Raw genomic sequence first — 16,739 nt, 5'->3', positions numbered from 1 at the left:
AGATCATCTTAAACACACCCGTCACCACCAGTAAGCCAATCAGAAATATAACTAAAATAACCCATAACAAAATTTTCATTGTCAGTTCCCTCATCTGTGTATTTTCCCTTTAAGTGTAGCAACCATGACAAAAGCGGCCTGATTTTAGACAAGATCTATACTTACCTCTTTGTCCTTGAGGAGGTGAGTATGACGGCAACACAACGGGTCGCGATTGTGACCGCATCCGATTCCGGCATCGGTAAAACCACGGCACTGATGCTGGCAGAGCGCGGATTTGATATAGGCGTCACCTGGCATTCGGACGAAGAGGGGGCTGCGAAGACCTGCCGGGAGGTAGAAGCCCGTGGCCGCCGCGCGGAGTCCATTCACCTCGATTTAAGCACGCTTCCTGAGGGGGCAAAGGCCATCGAGATGCTGATTTCCCGCTTTGGCCGTCTGGATGTGCTGGTCAATAACGCCGGGGCGATGACCAAAGCCCCGTTCCTCGAGATGAAATTTGAGGAGTGGCGCAGCATCCTCACCGTCGATGTGGACGGGGCCTTTCTCTGTTCGCAGATTGCGGCGCAGCAGATGGTGAAGCAGGGGCAGGGCGGGCGCATTGTGAACATCACGTCAGTGCATGAACATACGCCGTTACCGGAGGCCAGCGCTTACACGGCGGCTAAACACGCCCTCGGCGGGCTAACCAAATCGATGGCGCTGGAGCTCGTCCATCACAATATTCTGGTCAATGCCGTGGCACCGGGCGCTATTGCCACGCCGATGAACGACATGGACGACAGCGAAGTGAAGCCGGGTTCGATGCCCGAAATCCCGCTGGCGCGGCCTGGGCACACCAAAGAGATCGCCAGTCTTGTCGCCTGGCTATGCGACAGCGACGCCAGTTACACCACCGGCCAGTCGTTTATCGTTGATGGGGGCTTTATGCTGGCCAATCCGCAGTTCAAGCCCCAGTCGTAGCCGGGGTTAATCGCGCTTATTCTCACGGCGCTTTAACCACAGGCGTATCAGCACCACCAGCACCAGCACGCCAATCAGCCACACCCAGTGGCGCAGGTGCTGGTCAAAGCTATGCAGCCACGGGCCTATCACTTCTCCACCCGCGTAACCCAGGGTGGAGAAGATCAGCGCCCAAAGAATGGCGCCGAGGATATTTAGCGGCAGGAAGATTTTGGGCGGAAGACGGCTGGCCCCGATGAGCAGCGGGCCGATAATGCGAAAGCCATACATAAAGCGGGTGCCGATGACAAACAGGTAAGGGTGGCGCTGAATCAGTTTTTGCGCCCGCTGGATTTTTTTCTGATGGCGAGAGAAGCGCCGTAACAGCGCCGGGCCAAAGCGGACGCCAAGAAAATAGAGCAGTTGATCGCCGATCATCCCCCCCAGCGCCACGGCAGCTACCACCAGCGGGAATTTCAAGAGGCCCTGGTGCGCGGCCACGCCGCCCAGAAGCGTAATGGTTTCCCCTTCTGCCACGCTGCCTATCACTAACGCGGCATATCCGTATTGTTCTATCAGTGCATTGATATCCATAAGATAAGCGTAGTTCCTCTCTGGTCATAACGGCATTTTTTATGCTGTACACAAAATAATCTGATGCCTGGATTATACTTAAGTATCGCTGTACGGGCCGACAACAAGGGGGCGTTATGAACCATGTCTGGGGACTTTTTTCCCATCCCGACCGTGAAATGCACGTTATCAGAAGTGAAAACGAAACCGTCAGTCATCACTATACCCATCATGTGTTGCTGATGGCGGCGATCCCCGTCATTTGCGCGTTTATTGGCACCACGCAGATTGGCTGGGATTTTGGTGATGGCACAGTTATACAACTCTCCTGGATGACCGGCCTGGCGCTTGCGGTGATCTTTTACGGCATGATGCTGGCCGGTGTGGCGATCATGGGGCGCGTGATTTACTGGATGGCGCGTAACCACCCGCAGCGTCCCTCCCTCACGCTCTGTATGATCTTCGCCGGCTATGTTGCTACTCCGCTGTTTTTAAGCGGCATTGTGGCGATTTACCCGCTGGTCTGGCTCTGTGCGCTGGTGGGCACCGTTGCGCTGTTCTATACCGGATATTTGCTGTATGTCGGCATTCCCACCTTCCTCAATATCAATAAAGAGGAGGGGCTCAGTTTCTCCAGCTCGACGCTGGCTATCGGCGTGCTTGTGCTGGAAGCGCTGCTGGCGCTGACTGTTATTCTCTGGGGTTATGGGTATCGCCTGTTCTGAATGCACTGCATTGCTGGCGTAATAGCCAGCAATGCAGCATCTGTTCACGATTATCTTCTGGCGGCTAGGCATCCGGGCGGCTATGATGACGTTTGCCAGCCGGTGATGCCTCACTTCATCGGCGGTGTACGTTATCACGTGCGTGAATAATTATCCGAAGTCTCCCCATGCTGAAATTCCGCGTTTCTATACTGAGCCTTGCCCTGTTGCTAACCGTACCTGTTGCGACACCGGCCCTCGCGAAAACCGCCGCCGTGACGACGGCAGCCCAGCCGGAAATTGCCTCCGGTAGCGCGATGATCGTCGATCTGAACACCAATAAGGTGATCTACGCCAGCCACCCAAATCTGGTGCGCCCGATCGCTTCCATCACCAAATTAATGACCGCGATGGTCGTGCTGGACGCACGACTGCCGCTGGATGAGAAACTGAAAGTCGATATCAGCCAGACGCCTGAAATGAAAGGGATCTACTCCCGCGTGCGCCTGAACAGCGAAATCAGCCGTAAAAATATGCTGTTGCTGGCACTGATGTCCTCGGAAAACCGCGCGGCGGCGAGCCTGGCTCACCACTATCCGGGCGGCTATAACGCCTTTATCAAGGCCATGAACGCTAAGGCGAAAGCGCTGGGCATGACCCATACCCGCTTCGTAGAGCCGACAGGCCTGTCGATCCATAACGTCTCGACCGCGCAGGATCTGACCAAAATGTTGATCGCCAGCAAACAGTATCCGCTGATTGGCCAGTTGAGCACTAACCGAGAAGAGATGGCAACTTTTGCGAACCCGGCTTATACCTTGCCGTTCCGCAATACTAACCATCTTGTCTACCGTGATAACTGGAATATTCAGTTGACCAAAACTGGTTTTACCAACGCGGCAGGCCACTGCCTGGTGATGCGTACGGTGATCAAGGGTAAACCGGTGGCGCTGGTGGTGATGGATGCTTTCGGCAAATACACCCACTTCGCGGATGCCAGCCGTCTGCGTACCTGGATTGAGACGGGGAAAGTGATGCCGGTTCCGGCGGCGGCGCTGAGCTATAAAAAGCAAAAAGCGGCCCAGATGGCGGCGGCGGGTACTCTCGCCGGCGAACAGACCGCCCAGAACGACTAATTACTCCGGCAGCGTCCAGTCACCGTCGTTGAGTGGACGCTGCAAAATCAGGGTATCGCGCCAGTCCCCTTTCTTGTAACCCACGCTCCTGAGCTGTCCGGCCACTTCAAATCCGTGCTTTTTATGCAGGCGCAACGAGCCGGTGTTATTCGGCCCATCGCCGATGATGGCGATCATCTGCCGCCACGGCCCCTGTTCGCTGCGTGCAATCAACGCGCTGAGCAGGGCGCTGCCAAAACCCCGTCCCGGCGTGCTGGCGTCAACGTAGATCGACTCTTCAAGGGTGTAGCGATAGGCGGAGCGGGGACGGTATAGCGTCGCATAGCAGTAGCCCACCAGGATGCCGCGATAGAGGGCAACCAGCCAGGGTAATCCCTCTCCGGTCACGCTCTTGATGCGTTGACGCATCTCTTCTACCGTCGGGGGAACCTCTTCAAACGAGGCCCGCCCATTGAGGACATGCCAGGCGTAAATTGCCGCAATGGCATGCGCATCGTCGGGCAGCACATCGCGTACCACAACTTCCGTTTCGGTTAACATTTCTACAGCCGACATGGTCTGCCCATTCCTCATCAAAAAGCCAGAGAAACGTTTCTCTGGCACAGTGATGCTACTTTAGTCCTGCTGCATGTCGCTTAACAAATGCTTCTGCGACCCTTTCTGGTCTATTTCGTCGTTTGCAAAGTATCACCCGCTGGATTAGTCCCTTCAGCCCAGTTTTTGTGCTTAGTGGTTTTACCAATGCCGGGGTTCATACTGTTGGTGGGGTCATTTGCGCGATAAAACTGCTTTAATGCTTCCGGCGCTTCGTAGAGGTGGCCGACATTATGCTCCGCAGGATATTGCGCCCCGCGCGCCTGCAATAGCGCCAGCATTTGCTCCTTCAGCGCATGGGCATCCACCCCTTTTTTGACGATATAGTCCTGGTGGAAGACATAACACATAAAGTGGCCATAATAGAGCTTATGCACCAGCTGGCTGTCGATCTCCGGCGGCAGCTGTTCAAACCACTCGGTATCATTGCGGCGCAGGGCGATATCCAGCGCAAGGATATCTTCAACTTCATCGGCATGAACCGCCTGATAACGGATAGCCGCGCCGGCGGCGGCAAAACGGTGCAAGAATGCTTTGCTGCCTTCTTCGGGGGTACAGGCGAAGAAATCCCCGTCGGCGGTTTTGAAATATTCGCTTAACCAGCTTTGCGCTTCGGCAATACCGTCGCCCGCCATCTTCAGTAACAGGTGATGCTCGTACTTATCGCGCCAGCTCTTCATACGTGGGGGTAGGTGTGCCGGGAAGGCGTTGCCCAGTTTCTGCATAAACCGGTCGGTAAAGTGCGGTTTAAAGAGCGAGACTTTATCCAGCATCGCATCGGTACGCCCCTTCATAGTAAAGAAGAAGGGCATCTTGTCGGTACCGAGTTTGTCGATCATCAGGAACGTATCTTTGCCGTAACGCTCAGCAATATCGTAAATGTCCCGGTGCATATACTCACCCGCCACCGGCAGATGAGAGAACTCGCCAAGGATATGACGGCGAAGGGTGGTCAGGACCTCCGGCTGGTTGGTGCCAATATAGAACACCTGCTGATTTTTCTCGGCTTCAAAGGTGTCCAGGCGCACGGCAAAGACCGCCAGTTTGCCCGCACAGCCGGAGGATTCAAACAGTCGATCCGGGTCAGCGTTATAACGTGCCGGCGTATCGGCATCAATTTCGCGCACGCGGCTGATGTAGTCATGATCGTGCGCGTGGCGCCCGTCGTGAAGCACATCCTCATCTTTAACCCGATCGTCATCCAGCTTGCTAAGGATCTGCTCTGGCGTAACGCCCAGTTCAATACCGAGATGGTTCACCAGTTGAAGCTTGCCGTTTTCATCGATGCGCGCAAAGAGCGACATCTCGGTATACGCAGGACCGCGCTGCACCAGTGATCCACCGGAGTTATTGCAGATACCTCCGACTACCGACGCCCCAATGCAGGAGGAGCCAATCACCGAGTGCGGCTCGCGTCCCAGCGGCTTAAGCGCTTTTTCCAGTGAGTAGAGGGTGGTGCCCGGATAGGCCAGAACCTGTTCGCCGTTGTCCAGCAGGTGCAGCTTATCCAGTCGCAGGGTACTGATGATCACGATATCGCGGTCGTAGTCGTTACCGTTGGGGGTAGAACCTTCGGTCAGGCCGGTATTGGCTGCCTGCATCAGGATGATTTTATCGGCCTCAACGCAGAGGCTGAGCACGCGCCATAGTTCCAGCAAGGTTCCCGGGAATACCACCGCGAGCGCATCGCCCTGGCCGGAACGGAACCCTTTACGATAGCGGGCGGTCTTCGCCGCGTCGGTCAACAGGTGGGACGCGCCCACCAGTCGTGACAATTCATTGATAAATGCGTTGTTATCGTGCGTGTTGACGGAAGACATTTCCACTCCTTGTGATGAAGCAAACTCGTGCTCTACAGCATAGCGCGATTAATCTTTAGACGAACCTCTATTCACCAGAAAAATCAGAGAATAAACCCTGCAAGCGGCGCAGGGTTTATGGCACACTGCGTTTTTCGCACGGTCTGGCCGCGATTATCCGGCGGTTATTGATGAGAGAGTAAACGACATGAAATGGCTATGTTCTGTAGGTGTCGCTGTAAGTCTGGCACTGCAACCCGCGCTGGCTGATGAGCTGTTTGGCAATCATCCCCTGACGCCGGAAGCGCGTGACGCCTTTGTTACCGACCTGCTCAAGAAGATGACGGTCGATGAGAAAATTGGTCAGTTACGTCTTATCAGCGTCGGCCCGGATAACCCGAAAGAGGCCATCCGTGAGATGATCAAAGAGAGTCAGGTTGGGGCGATTTTCAATACCGTCACCCGCCAGGACATCCGCAAAATGCAGGACCAGGTGATGGAGTTGAGTCGCCTGAAGATCCCATTGTTCTTTGCCTATGACGTGCTGCACGGCCAGCGTACCGTCTTCCCGATTAGCCTGGGTCTGGCCTCCTCATTTAACCTCGATGCGGTGAAAACCGTGGGGCGCGTCTCGGCGTATGAAGCAGCCGACGATGGCCTGAATATGACCTGGGCGCCAATGGTCGATGTCTCTCGCGATCCGCGCTGGGGCCGCGCCTCGGAAGGCTTCGGGGAAGATACCTACCTTACCGCCACCCTGGGCAAAACCATGGTGGAAGCGATGCAGGGCAAAAGCCCGGCGGATCGCTATTCGGTGATGACCAGCGTAAAGCACTTCGCAGCCTACGGCGCCGTTGAGGGTGGTAAAGAGTACAACACCGTCGACATGAGCCCGCAGCGTCTGTTTAACGACTATATGCCGCCCTACAAAGCGGGGCTGGACGCGGGCAGCGGCGCGGTAATGGTCGCCCTGAACTCCCTGAACGGGACCCCGGCGACCTCGGATGCCTGGCTGCTGAAAGAGGTTCTGCGTGACGAGTGGGGCTTCAAGGGCATTACCGTTTCCGATCACGGGGCCATTAAGGAGCTGATCAAGCACGGCACCGCCTCCGATCCTGAAGATGCTGTGCGCGTCGCCCTGAAGTCTGGCATTAACATGAGCATGAGCGACGAGTATTACAGCAAATATCTGCCGGGGCTGGTCAAATCGGGCAAGGTCACCATGGCGGAGCTGGACGACGCGACCCGTCACGTTCTGAATGTGAAATATGACATGGGGCTGTTTAACGATCCGTACAGCCACCTGGGGCCGAAAGAGTCTGATCCGGTAGACACGAACGCCGAAAGCCGCCTGCATCGTAAAGAAGCCCGCGAAGTCGCCCGCGAAAGTCTGGTGCTGCTGAAAAACCGTCTCAATACGCTGCCGCTCGCCAAATCGGGCACCGTGGCGGTGATCGGGCCGCTGGCCGACAGCAAGCGCGACGTGATGGGGAGCTGGTCGGCAGCCGGGGTGGCGGACCAGTCGGTCACCGTGCTGACGGGTATCAAAAATGCGCTGGGCGACAACGCCACCGTGAAGTATGCCAAAGGTGCCAACGTGACTAACGATCAGGGCATCGTCACCTTCCTCAATCAGTATGAAGAGGCGGTGAAGGTCGATCCGCGTTCGCCAAAAGAGATGATCGACGAAGCGGTGAATACCGCGAAGCAGTCTGACGTCATCGTTGCCGTGGTGGGTGAAGCGCAGGGCATGGCCCATGAGGCCTCCAGCCGGACTGACATCACCCTGCCGCAAAGTCAGCGTGACCTGATTACCGCGCTGAAAGCCACCGGCAAACCGCTGGTGCTGGTGCTGATGAATGGCCGTCCGCTGGCGCTGGTAAAAGAGGATCAGCAGGCGGATGCCATTCTGGAAACCTGGTTCGCCGGCACCGAGGGCGGGAACGCCATTGCCGATGTGCTGTTTGGCGATTACAACCCGTCCGGTAAGCTGCCGATGTCCTTCCCGCGTTCGGTTGGACAGATCCCGGTTTACTACAGCCACCTCAACACCGGCCGTCCGTACAACGCGGATAAGCCAAACAAATACACCTCACGCTACTTCGACGAAGCCAATGGCCCGCTTTATCCCTTTGGCTATGGCCTGAGCTACACCACATTTAGCGTCTCTGAGGTGAAAATGTCTTCCCCGTCGATGGCCCGTGACGGCAAGGTCACCGCCAGCGTGCAGGTAACCAACAGCGGTAAACGTGAAGGTGCGACCGTGCTGCAGATGTACATTCAGGACGTTACCGCCTCAACCAGCCGCCCGGTTAAACAACTGCGTGGGTTTGAGAAGATTAGCCTGAAGCCGGGCGAGACCAAAACCGTTAACTTCCCGATCGATATCGAGGCGCTTAAGTTCTGGAATCAGCGCATGAAGTACGATGCTGAACCGGGCAAATTCAACGTCTTTATTGGCCAGGACTCTGCGCGGGTAAACAAAGGCGAGTTCGAACTGCTGTAACCCCTCCTCCAGACATCCCCTGCCGTGCGGGGGATGTCTCTCACGCGATGCAAATAACGCAATTTGGCGGTTAATTTCGCGATTTTAAACTACGCTTTTCACTCAAGCCTCTGAAAAGGGCGATAAAAAAATGAGGAATGAGGTATGACGATTTCGAAGGGGATTTTAGGCTCAGCGGCACTTTTGGCGGCGTTGAGTTTACCGCTGCAGGCCGCGGAGCCTGTGAAAGTGGGCTCTAAAATTGATACGGAGGGGGCGCTGCTCGGCAATATCATTTTGCAGGTGCTCGAAAGTCACGGCGTAAAAACAGTCAATAAAGTTCAGCTTGGCACCACCCCGGTAGTGCGCGGTGCCATCACGTCCGGCGAGCTGGATATCTACCCGGAATATACCGGCAACGGGGCGTTTTTCTTCAAAGATGAAAACGATGCCGCATGGAAGAATGCCAGCCAGGGCTACGAAAAAGTTAAAAAACTCGACGCCGAACAGAACAAGCTGGTGTGGTTAACCCCGGCCCCGGCCAATAACACCTGGACCATCGCGGTGCGCAATGACGTGGCGGAAAAGGGCAAACTGACGACGCTTGAGGATCTTAGCCGCTATCTGAAAGAGAAAGGCGAATTCAAACTGGCCGCGTCGGCAGAATTTATCGAACGTGCGGATGCGTTACCCGCGTTTGAAAAAACTTACGGCTTCAAGCTCGACCAGAGCCAGCTATTGTCACTGGCCGGTGGCGATACGGCTGTGACCATTAAAGCGGCGGCGCAGCAGACTTCCGGGGTGAATGCGGCTATGGCCTACGGCACCGACGGCCCGGTCGCGGCGTTGGGTCTACAGACCCTTACCGATCCGAAGGGGGTTCAGCCTATTTATGCGCCTGCACCCGTGGTGCGGGAAGCGGTGCTGAAGGCCTATCCGCAGCTCGGCGAATGGCTGAAGCCCGTCTTTGAAAGCCTGGATGAGAAAACCTTACAGCAGCTGAATGCCAGCATTGCGGTAGAGGGGCTGGATGCCAAAAAAGTGGCGGCAGATTATCTTAAGTCGAAAGGGCTGGTGAAATAGCCCACCGCAACAGGACTCTGCTGTGCCGATAACCTGTCATAACCGCGTGCTGTTGCTGCTGGCCATTCTGGCTGTGGCGGCAGCCGCGCTGCCTTTCGTCAATTTCGCCCCAAACCGGCTGGTTTCCGGAGAGGGGCGTGCGCTCTGGCAAATCTGGTCTTTTTCCCCCTGGCTGCTTCTGGCGCCGCTCTGCCTGCTGGCGGGGCTATCGCTGGCGCGTGGCCGACTGGCGCTGATGCTGACGCTACTGGTATGCGAGCTGCTGTTTATTGTGCTTTTCTGGAGCGCAGGGCAGGCGGCCACACACCTGGTAACGGCAGAGAGTCCGCTGGCTCGTACGTCGGTTGGCAGCGGTCTGTGGCTCTGGCTGGCCTTGTGCTTGCTGGCATGCAGCGATGCTATTCGTCGTCTCTCGACTCAGCCTGTCTGGCGCTGGCTGCTGCATGCGCAAATCTGGATCCTGCCGTTAGCCCTGCTCTTTAGCGGTGAGTTGAATAGCTTATCGTTGCTAAAGGAGTACGCCAATCGGCAGGAGGTGTTTGATAACGCGCTGGCGCAGCATCTAACGCTATTGCTGGGCACTCTCGCCCCTGCGCTGGTCATTGGCGTGCCGCTGGGGATGTGGTGTTATCGCCATCCCACCCGCCAGGGGCCGGTGTTTGCGGTGTTGAATGTTATCCAGACTATCCCTTCCGTGGCCCTGTTTGGCCTGCTGATCGCGCCGCTGGCCGGGCTGACCAAAGCCTTTCCGTGGCTCTCGACGCTGGGTATCGCCGGGACAGGGCTAACCCCGGCGCTGATTGCCCTGGTGCTCTACGCCTTGCTGCCGCTGGCGCGAGGGATGGTGGCGGGGTTAAGCCATGTGCCTGCCGACGTACTGGAAAGTGCTGATGCGATGGGCATGAACGCCCGTCAGCGCTTCTGGCAGATCCAGCTTCCCCTTGCGCTACCGGTGCTGCTACGCGCATTACGGGTGGTAGCGGTACAGACGGTCGGGATGGCGGTGATTGCCGCGCTGATTGGAGCCGGCGGGTTTGGTGCACTGGTGTTCCAGGGGCTGCTGAGTAGTGCCCTCGATCTTGTGCTGTTGGGTGTGGTGCCGGTCATTGCGCTGGCAGTCGTCATTGACGCTCTCTTCGCCCTGTGGATAGCGCTACTGAAAGGGAGTCGCGATGATTGAATTCCAGGATGTAAATAAAGTATTCGCCGGTCAGCCGGCGGTCAGCGACCTGAACCTCACCTGTGAGGAGGGGGCGTTTTCAGTGCTGATTGGCACCTCCGGATCGGGGAAGTCCACCACCCTGAAAATGATCAATCGGCTGGTGGAACATGACAGCGGCCGCATCTGCTTCGCCGGGCAAGAGATCCGCAGCCTGCCGGTGCTGGAGCTGCGTCGGCGTATGGGGTACGCCATTCAATCCATCGGGCTGTTCCCCCACTGGACGGTCGCGCGCAATATTGCCACCGTGCCGCAGTTGCAAAAGTGGTCGAAACAACAGATCGACGACCGCGTCGATGAGCTGATGGCGCTGCTGGGTCTGGATCCCTCCCTGCGGGAACGCTATCCGCATCAGCTTTCTGGCGGGCAGCAGCAGCGCGTAGGGGTTGCCCGGGCGCTGGCTGCTAACCCAGAAGTGCTATTAATGGATGAACCCTTCGGGGCGCTGGATCCGGTCACACGCAGCGCATTGCAGCTGGAGATGACCCGTATTCACCGCATTCTGGGGCGCACCATTGTTCTGGTGACCCACGATATTGACGAGGCCCTGAGGCTGGCGGACAGACTGGTGCTGATGGATAACGGCAGAGTCGTGCAGCAAGGCTCGCCGCTGGAGCTGTTAACACAGCCCGCCACCCCCTTTGTACGTGAGTTCTTTGGCCACAGCGAGCTGGGGGTGCGGTTGCTCTCCCTGCGAACGGTGGGTGAGTCGATGCGCCGGGAGATGACCCCTGAGGCGGGTGAGCCCTTACAAGACAGCATGACCCTGCGCGATGCCCTGTCGGCGTTTGTCACTGGCCGCTGCGAGCGGTTGCCGGTCGTCAACGCCCAGGGTCAGCCTTGCGGCACGCTGCATTTTCGCGATCTGCTGAACGGGGAGGCCGCGCATGAAGTGGATGCGTGATCCGCTGTTGTGGCTGGTGCTGCTCTTCGTGGCGCTGCTGCTGCTCATGCCCCACAGTGCGCCCCTTTTCAGCGCTCTGTTTCCTGAACTGCCTCGTCCGGTTTATCAGCAAGAGAGTTTTCTGAGCCTGACGCTGGCGCACTTCTGGCTGGTGGGGATATCGAGCCTGATTGCGGTGGCGATTGGCGTGGGGGCAGGCATTGCGGTGACGCGTCCGGCAGGGGCGGAGTTTCGCCCATTAATTGAAACGCTGGCTGCTATCGGGCAGACGTTCCCGCCGGTGGCGGTACTGGCCATTGCGGTGCCCGTGATGGGGTTTGGGCAACAGCCGGCGATTATCGCCCTGATCCTCTACGGCGTGTTGCCGATTTTACAGGCGACGCTGGCAGGGCTCGCGGCAGTGCCCGCCTCGGCCATCAGCGTAGCGGAAGGGATGGGGATGAGCGGCTGGCAGCGACTGCGCAGTATTGAGCTGCCGCTGGCGGCGCCGGTGATGATGGCCGGTATCCGCACCTCGGTGATCATCAATATTGGTACGGCGGCTATCGCGTCGACGGTGGGGGCGAACACACTGGGAACGCCGATTATTATCGGCTTAAGCGGATTCAATACGGCTTATATCATTCAGGGGGCGACTCTGGTGGCGCTGGCGGCCATTGTGGTAGACCGCGCCTTTGAACGGCTGGCAGGCTGGATCAGCCGACACCGCCGCGAACAATAAAGGAATAGCCAGCCAGCATCACACCGCCAATACCGCTTACGGCCATCAGTGCGAACAGGGTGATTACCGCCACTTTGGTTGCTTTCATCTTGTGCTCCTTTTGTTAACAGAGCGATTATACGGCGAAGCAAGGCTGTTAATGAACCATTAATTGCCATTAAGGGAGAAGACTGGATATCCGTGCTCTTGCCACTGGGTCAGTTGCTGCTGCTGTGCTTCGGTGGGGGACTCACCGCACCACACCAGCAGCGTCTGGCCGTCGAACAGCTCCGGGCGCAACTGGCCGAGCGAATGAGCCAGCACATCGACGCGCCACCCCTGCTGGGCGGCGATCCAGGCTTCCAGCCACAGGCGGGTCGTATCATGCACGTTCCAGCCAATGACGAGCGCGTCTTTGCTGTTTTTCTTACGCGCCGTCGCCAGACAGATGCAGATGTAATTAATCAGCACGCCATCCAGTGCACTCAGTAACGCCTGAAGGGTTGGTTGTTGGGATTGCAGACGTCGGCGAAGGGGGATGAAAAGGTGGGCAATTAACGTCTGTGCGGGATAGTCACTGCCCCGTTCCTTAAGCCAGAGACGCAGGCGGTTGAGATGGCCAGACTGCAAATAGCGTAGCAACACTTCCTGTTGTTCGCGCCAGATGTCCTGTTCAGTATTATTCTGCTCGCTCAGCAGGGTTTTCACCTTGCTGACCTGCACGCCGTTATCAATCCAGCCTTTAATTTCGCGGATCCGATCGATATCCGCATCGTTAAACAGCCGATGCCCGCCGTCGGTTCGCTGCGGTTTCAGTAATCCGTAGCGACGCTGCCAGGCCCGTAACGTAACGGGATTGATGTCACAAAGAAGTGCCACTTCCCCTATCGTGTAAAGCGCCATCTGAGCCCCCTGGCTTGCGCATTCCCAGCTTAACTGTAGACCGAGTTTCGCGAACCAGGAAGAATTGTCCTTTTTTTGCACAAACAATACGAAGATCAGAATATGTTCAGCAAAAGGTGTGATGTCAGCCACGAAACGAGGTTTATTAAGTATTGCTACAAAGAAAGTTAACGCTTATGGGTGTATGTTACGCGCTTTTAGGGTTTGCGGTTTTCAAGTATGTACGAATTCAATCTGGTGTTGTTACTGCTTCAGCAGATGTGTGTGTTCCTGGTCATTGCCTGGCTGATGAGCAAAACGCGCCTCTTTATCCCCCTGATGCAGGTCACCGTGCGTCTGCCGCATAAACTCCTCTGCTACGTCGTATTCTCTATTTTCTGTATTCTCGGCACCTGGTTCGGCCTGCATATTGAAGACTCCATTGCCAATACGCGCGCTATTGGCGCGGTCATGGGCGGGCTGCTGGGCGGCCCGGTTGTAGGTGGGTTGGTGGGGTTGACCGGTGGGCTGCACCGCTACTCCATGGGCGGCATGACGGCGCTAAGCTGCATGATCTCCACCATCGTTGAGGGGCTGCTGGGTGGGCTGGTGCACAGCTACATGATTAAGCGTGGCCGTCCGGACAAAGTTTTCAGCCCCTTGACCGCGGGCGCCATCACCTTTGTGGCCGAACTGGTGCAAATGTTGATCATCCTGCTTATTGCCCGCCCCTATGACAGCGCGCTGCATCTGGTGAGCAGCATCGCGGCACCGATGATGGTCACGAACACCGTCGGTGCCGCACTTTTTATGCGTATCTTGCTCGATAAGCGGGCCATGTTTGAAAAGTATACCTCGGCATTTTCCGCCACCGCCCTGAAAGTCGCGGCCTCGACAGAGGGGATTTTGCGCCAGGGATTCAACGAAGAGAACAGCATGAAAGTGGCGCTGGTTCTGCATCAGGAGCTGGACATCAGCGCGGTAGCCATCACCGATCGTGAGAAGTTGCTGGCCTTTACCGGTATTGGAGACGACCATCACCAGCCGGGCAGACCGATTTCGTCCAGCTATACGCTTCGCGCCATCGAGACCGGTGAGGTAGTCTACGCAGACGGTAACGAAGTGCCGTACCGCTGTTCGCTGCATCCCCAGTGCAAGCTGGGGTCGACGCTGGTGATCCCGCTGCGGGGAGAGAATCAGCGGGTCATGGGCACCATCAAGCTCTATGAAGCCAAAAACCGACTCTTTAGCTCCATCAACCGCACGCTGGGGGAGGGGATTGCCCAGCTGCTCTCGGCGCAGATTCTGGCCGGGCAGTATGAGCGACAAAAAGCGTTACTGACGCAGTCGGAGATCAAGCTGCTGCATGCTCAGGTAAATCCGCATTTCCTGTTCAATGCCCTGAATACGCTTAAGGCGGTGATCCGCCGTGATAGCGACCAGGCCACGCAGCTGGTGCAATTTTTATCGACCTTCTTCCGTAAGAACCTGAAGCGGCCGTCAGAGATTGTCACCCTGGCAGATGAAATAGAGCATGTGAATGCCTATCTGCAAATTGAAAAGGCGCGCTTCCAGGCGCGTTTACAGGTAACGCTGAACGTGCCGGAGAAGCTCTCATGGCAACAGCTGCCTGCTTTTACCCTGCAGCCGCTGGTCGAGAACGCCATCAAGCATGGCACTTCCCAGCTGTTGGGCACCGGTGAGATCTCCATTACCGCCAGCCAGTTTAATCACCATCTGGTGCTTGATATTGAAGATAACGCTGGCTTGTATATCGCAAAACCCGGATCCACTGGACTGGGCATGGGGCTGGTCGATAAACGATTGCGTGCCCATTTCGGCGATAGCTGCGGCATTACCGTGGCCTGTGAACCGGATTGCTTTACCCGTATTACCTTACGTCTGCCCCTGGAGGAACGCACATGCTGAACGTGCTGATAGTTGATGATGAACCTCTGGCGAGGGAAAACCTGCGGGTGCTCCTGCAGGAACAGCGTGATATCGAGGTGGTGGGGGAGTGCGCCAACGCCATCGAAGCTATCGGGGCCGTCCATACGCTGCGCCCGGATGTGCTGTTTCTGGACATTCAGATGCCACGCATCAGCGGGCTGGAGATGGTGGGAATGCTCGATCCGGCGCACCGGCCCTATATCGTTTTTCTGACCGCCTACGATGAGTACGCAGTAAAAGCCTTTGAAGAACATGCGTTTGATTATCTGCTGAAGCCCATCGAAGAGAAGCGGCTGGAAAAGACCCTTAACCGCTTACGGCAAGAGCGTAGCGTGCAGGATGTTTCGCTGCTGGCGGAAAATCAGCAGCCCCTGAAGTTCATTCCCTGTTCGGGCCATAGCCGTATTTATCTGCTGCAGATGGATGACGTGGCCTTTGTCAGCAGTCGAATGAGTGGGGTTTTCGTGACCAGCCATGAAGGCAAAGAGGGTTTTACCGAGCTGACGCTACGAACCCTGGAGAGCCGCACGCCGCTGTTGCGCTGCCATCGACAATACCTGGTTAACATGGCCCACCTGGAAGAGATCCGGCTGGAGGAGAACGGTCAGGCGGAGCTGGTGTTAAAATCCGGGCAGACGGTGCCGGTGAGCCGCCGCTATCTGAAGAGTTTGAAAGAGGCGATTGGTCTGTAAAACTGCTACACTGCGCGCCATTGCATTATCGACAGTTAAAGGCACTCATGCTTAGTAATGACATTCTTCGTAGCCTGCGCTACACCCTGAAAGCGAACAATAACGATATGGTGCGCATTCTTGCGCTCTCCAAGATGGAGTCCACCTCTGCCGGTTTCGACACCTGGATGACCAAAGAAGACGAAGAGGGTTTTGTCCGTTGTCCGGACATTATTCTGTCTGGCTTCCTGAACGGGCTGATCTACGATAAGCGTGGCAAAGATGAATCCGCGCCTGAGCTGGCGCTCGAGCGTCGTGTTAACAATAACACGGTGCTGAAGAAACTGCGCATCGCCTTCTCCCTGAAAACAGACGATATTCTGGCGATCATGACCGAGCAGAAGTTTCGCGTCTCTATGCCGGAAATCACGGCCATGATGCGCGCGCCGGACCACAAGAACTACCGTGAGTGCGGCGATCAGTTCTTGCGTTACTTCCTGCGCGGCCTGACCAACCGGGTGCACGCCAAAGCCTGACGCCAGTGACCGCCCCGGCAGCTACGTTCTGCGGGGGCGCGTACTCATTTCACCTCGACAAATCCCTGCGCAAGCCGATGTTCTGCCGATTCAGCCATTGAAAGGCTCGGTTTTTCACAGTCGGCCTCTTTACCCTGTAATTTGCACAGATCGCGGTCGCTGACCTCGCTAAAGTTTACCGAGACGCGTAGCAGTACGGCGTCGGGCTGATACTCTGCACTGTATTTGGCGCCTTTAACCCCGGCGTAATGGGCCACCATGGGCTCAATGGACTGACGCGCCTGCGCTTCATCCGCGGCACCCATCGATCGGTAGGTGATCTTACTCTGGGTATCCTGACGAGTGATGGTGTCCCCTTCATAGTAATAGGTGAAGGTGATCTCACTCTCTTTTGCGCCGTTGGTAAAGGTGCGGCTGTTTTCGCTTGTGCTATCGCAGCCCACAGCCGTGGCGGCGAACAAGACCACGGCCAGCGCGGTGGTGAGGCGGTTTACTGTCATCAAATTCCCTTTTGTTAAAGCAGACCCTTTTTCGCGACGATGCTAACAGGTCGCCGTGATA

Annotated in this window: 18 protein-coding genes; 12 read left to right on the top strand and 6 right to left on the bottom strand. The window is 56.7% G+C overall.

Annotated elements, in window-relative coordinates; translation table 11 throughout:
* Positions 1-189 precede the first annotated feature (189 nt).
* On the top strand, positions 190-963 hold the full coding sequence (locus tag B3511_RS13095) for an SDR family oxidoreductase (RefSeq protein ID WP_286782720.1): 774 nt from the start codon (positions 190-192) through the stop codon (positions 961-963).
* Between the two features lie 6 nt (positions 964-969).
* Here the strand turns inward: B3511_RS13095 and B3511_RS13090 are convergent, their stop codons facing one another.
* Positions 970-1,536, bottom strand: a complete 567-nt coding sequence (locus tag B3511_RS13090; RefSeq protein ID WP_040074816.1) for a DedA family protein — start codon at positions 1,534-1,536, stop codon at positions 970-972.
* A gap of 116 nt (positions 1,537-1,652) precedes the next feature.
* Between B3511_RS13090 and B3511_RS13085 the strand changes: the two genes are divergently transcribed.
* The 3 genes from B3511_RS13085 to pbpG are packed head-to-tail and all read left to right on the top strand — an operon-like array spanning position 1,653 to position 3,355.
* Positions 1,653-2,240 carry a Yip1 family protein gene (locus B3511_RS13085; protein WP_040074817.1) on the top strand — a complete coding sequence of 196 codons (588 nt, stop codon included), beginning with the start codon at positions 1,653-1,655 and terminating at the stop codon, positions 2,238-2,240.
* Positions 2,241-2,390, top strand: coding sequence for a hypothetical protein (locus B3511_RS13080; RefSeq protein WP_154298770.1), 150 nt, complete (start codon positions 2,241-2,243; stop codon positions 2,388-2,390).
* 17 nt (positions 2,391-2,407) lie between these two features.
* The gene (gene pbpG / locus B3511_RS13075; RefSeq protein ID WP_286782718.1) at positions 2,408-3,355 is read left to right on the top strand and encodes a D-alanyl-D-alanine endopeptidase; all 948 of its coding nucleotides are present in this window, start codon (positions 2,408-2,410) and stop codon (positions 3,353-3,355) included.
* Here pbpG and B3511_RS13070 read toward each other — a convergent pair whose 3' ends face one another.
* A complete protein-coding gene (locus B3511_RS13070; RefSeq protein ID WP_207292092.1) occupies positions 3,356-3,910 on the bottom strand; it encodes a GNAT family N-acetyltransferase in 555 nt (184 codons plus the stop codon).
* 110 nt (positions 3,911-4,020) lie between these two features.
* Positions 4,021-5,769: a D-lactate dehydrogenase gene (gene dld / locus B3511_RS13065; RefSeq protein ID WP_286782715.1), complete on the bottom strand. Its 1,749-nt coding sequence runs from the start codon at positions 5,767-5,769 to the stop codon at positions 4,021-4,023.
* A gap of 187 nt (positions 5,770-5,956) precedes the next feature.
* Here dld and bglX point away from each other — a divergent pair, with 187 nt between their 5' ends.
* The 5 genes from bglX (at position 5,957) to B3511_RS13040 (ending at position 12,160) form a co-directional block, all read left to right on the top strand.
* Positions 5,957-8,254 carry a beta-glucosidase BglX gene (gene bglX / locus B3511_RS13060; protein ID WP_046884753.1) on the top strand — a complete coding sequence of 766 codons (2,298 nt, stop codon included), beginning with the start codon at positions 5,957-5,959 and terminating at the stop codon, positions 8,252-8,254.
* Between the two features lie 144 nt (positions 8,255-8,398).
* On the top strand, positions 8,399-9,316 hold the full coding sequence (gene osmF / locus B3511_RS13055; RefSeq protein WP_286782713.1) for a glycine betaine ABC transporter substrate-binding protein OsmF: 918 nt from the start codon (positions 8,399-8,401) through the stop codon (positions 9,314-9,316).
* Positions 9,317-9,338: 22 nt separating this feature from the next.
* Positions 9,339-10,496 (top strand): ABC transporter permease, encoded by a 1,158-nt coding sequence (locus B3511_RS13050; RefSeq protein ID WP_040074825.1) that lies wholly within the window; start codon positions 9,339-9,341, stop codon positions 10,494-10,496.
* Entirely contained in the window at positions 10,489-11,439 is a 951-nt protein-coding gene (locus B3511_RS13045; RefSeq protein WP_286782710.1) for an ABC transporter ATP-binding protein, read from the top strand. Before B3511_RS13050 ends, B3511_RS13045 begins: the two co-directional genes overlap by 8 nt.
* Entirely contained in the window at positions 11,423-12,160 is a 738-nt protein-coding gene (locus B3511_RS13040; RefSeq protein ID WP_286782708.1) for an ABC transporter permease, read from the top strand. Before B3511_RS13045 ends, B3511_RS13040 begins: the two co-directional genes overlap by 17 nt.
* Here B3511_RS13040 and B3511_RS13035 read toward each other — a convergent pair.
* Both B3511_RS13035 and mlrA read right to left on the bottom strand, forming a co-directional pair.
* On the bottom strand, positions 12,135-12,248 hold the full coding sequence (locus B3511_RS13035) for a protein YohO (protein WP_072039489.1): 114 nt from the start codon (positions 12,246-12,248) through the stop codon (positions 12,135-12,137). The two genes, B3511_RS13040 and B3511_RS13035, sit on opposite strands and share 26 nt — an antisense overlap.
* Positions 12,249-12,307: 59 nt before the next feature.
* Positions 12,308-13,042, bottom strand: coding sequence for an HTH-type transcriptional regulator MlrA (gene mlrA, locus B3511_RS13030; RefSeq protein ID WP_046884757.1), 735 nt, complete (start codon positions 13,040-13,042; stop codon positions 12,308-12,310).
* Positions 13,043-13,261: 219 nt separating this feature from the next.
* On the opposite strand from mlrA, the gene B3511_RS13025 reads away from it, so the two are divergent.
* From B3511_RS13025 to B3511_RS13015, 3 genes are read left to right on the top strand one after another with little or no spacing between them, the layout of a single operon-like run.
* A complete protein-coding gene (locus B3511_RS13025; protein WP_286782707.1) occupies positions 13,262-14,950 on the top strand; it encodes a sensor histidine kinase in 1,689 nt (562 codons plus the stop codon).
* Positions 14,944-15,663 (top strand): two-component system response regulator BtsR, encoded by a 720-nt coding sequence (gene btsR, locus B3511_RS13020; protein ID WP_040074830.1) that lies wholly within the window; start codon positions 14,944-14,946, stop codon positions 15,661-15,663. Before B3511_RS13025 ends, btsR begins: the two co-directional genes overlap by 7 nt.
* 47 nt (positions 15,664-15,710) lie before the next feature.
* Complete coding sequence (locus B3511_RS13015; protein WP_286782706.1) at positions 15,711-16,178, top strand: DUF1456 family protein; 468 nt, start codon at positions 15,711-15,713, stop codon at positions 16,176-16,178.
* Positions 16,179-16,222: 44 nt separating this feature from the next.
* Here B3511_RS13015 and B3511_RS13010 read toward each other — a convergent pair whose 3' ends face one another.
* Positions 16,223-16,678, bottom strand: coding sequence for a DUF1307 domain-containing protein (locus tag B3511_RS13010; RefSeq protein ID WP_040074832.1), 456 nt, complete (start codon positions 16,676-16,678; stop codon positions 16,223-16,225).
* Positions 16,679-16,739 lie beyond the last annotated feature (61 nt).

Source organism: Leclercia sp. UBA1284, from assembly GCF_002308415.1.
In the GTDB taxonomy this organism is placed as follows: domain Bacteria; phylum Pseudomonadota; class Gammaproteobacteria; order Enterobacterales; family Enterobacteriaceae; genus Enterobacter; species Enterobacter pneumoniae.
This window is presented reverse-complemented; position numbering and strand designations above follow the sequence as displayed.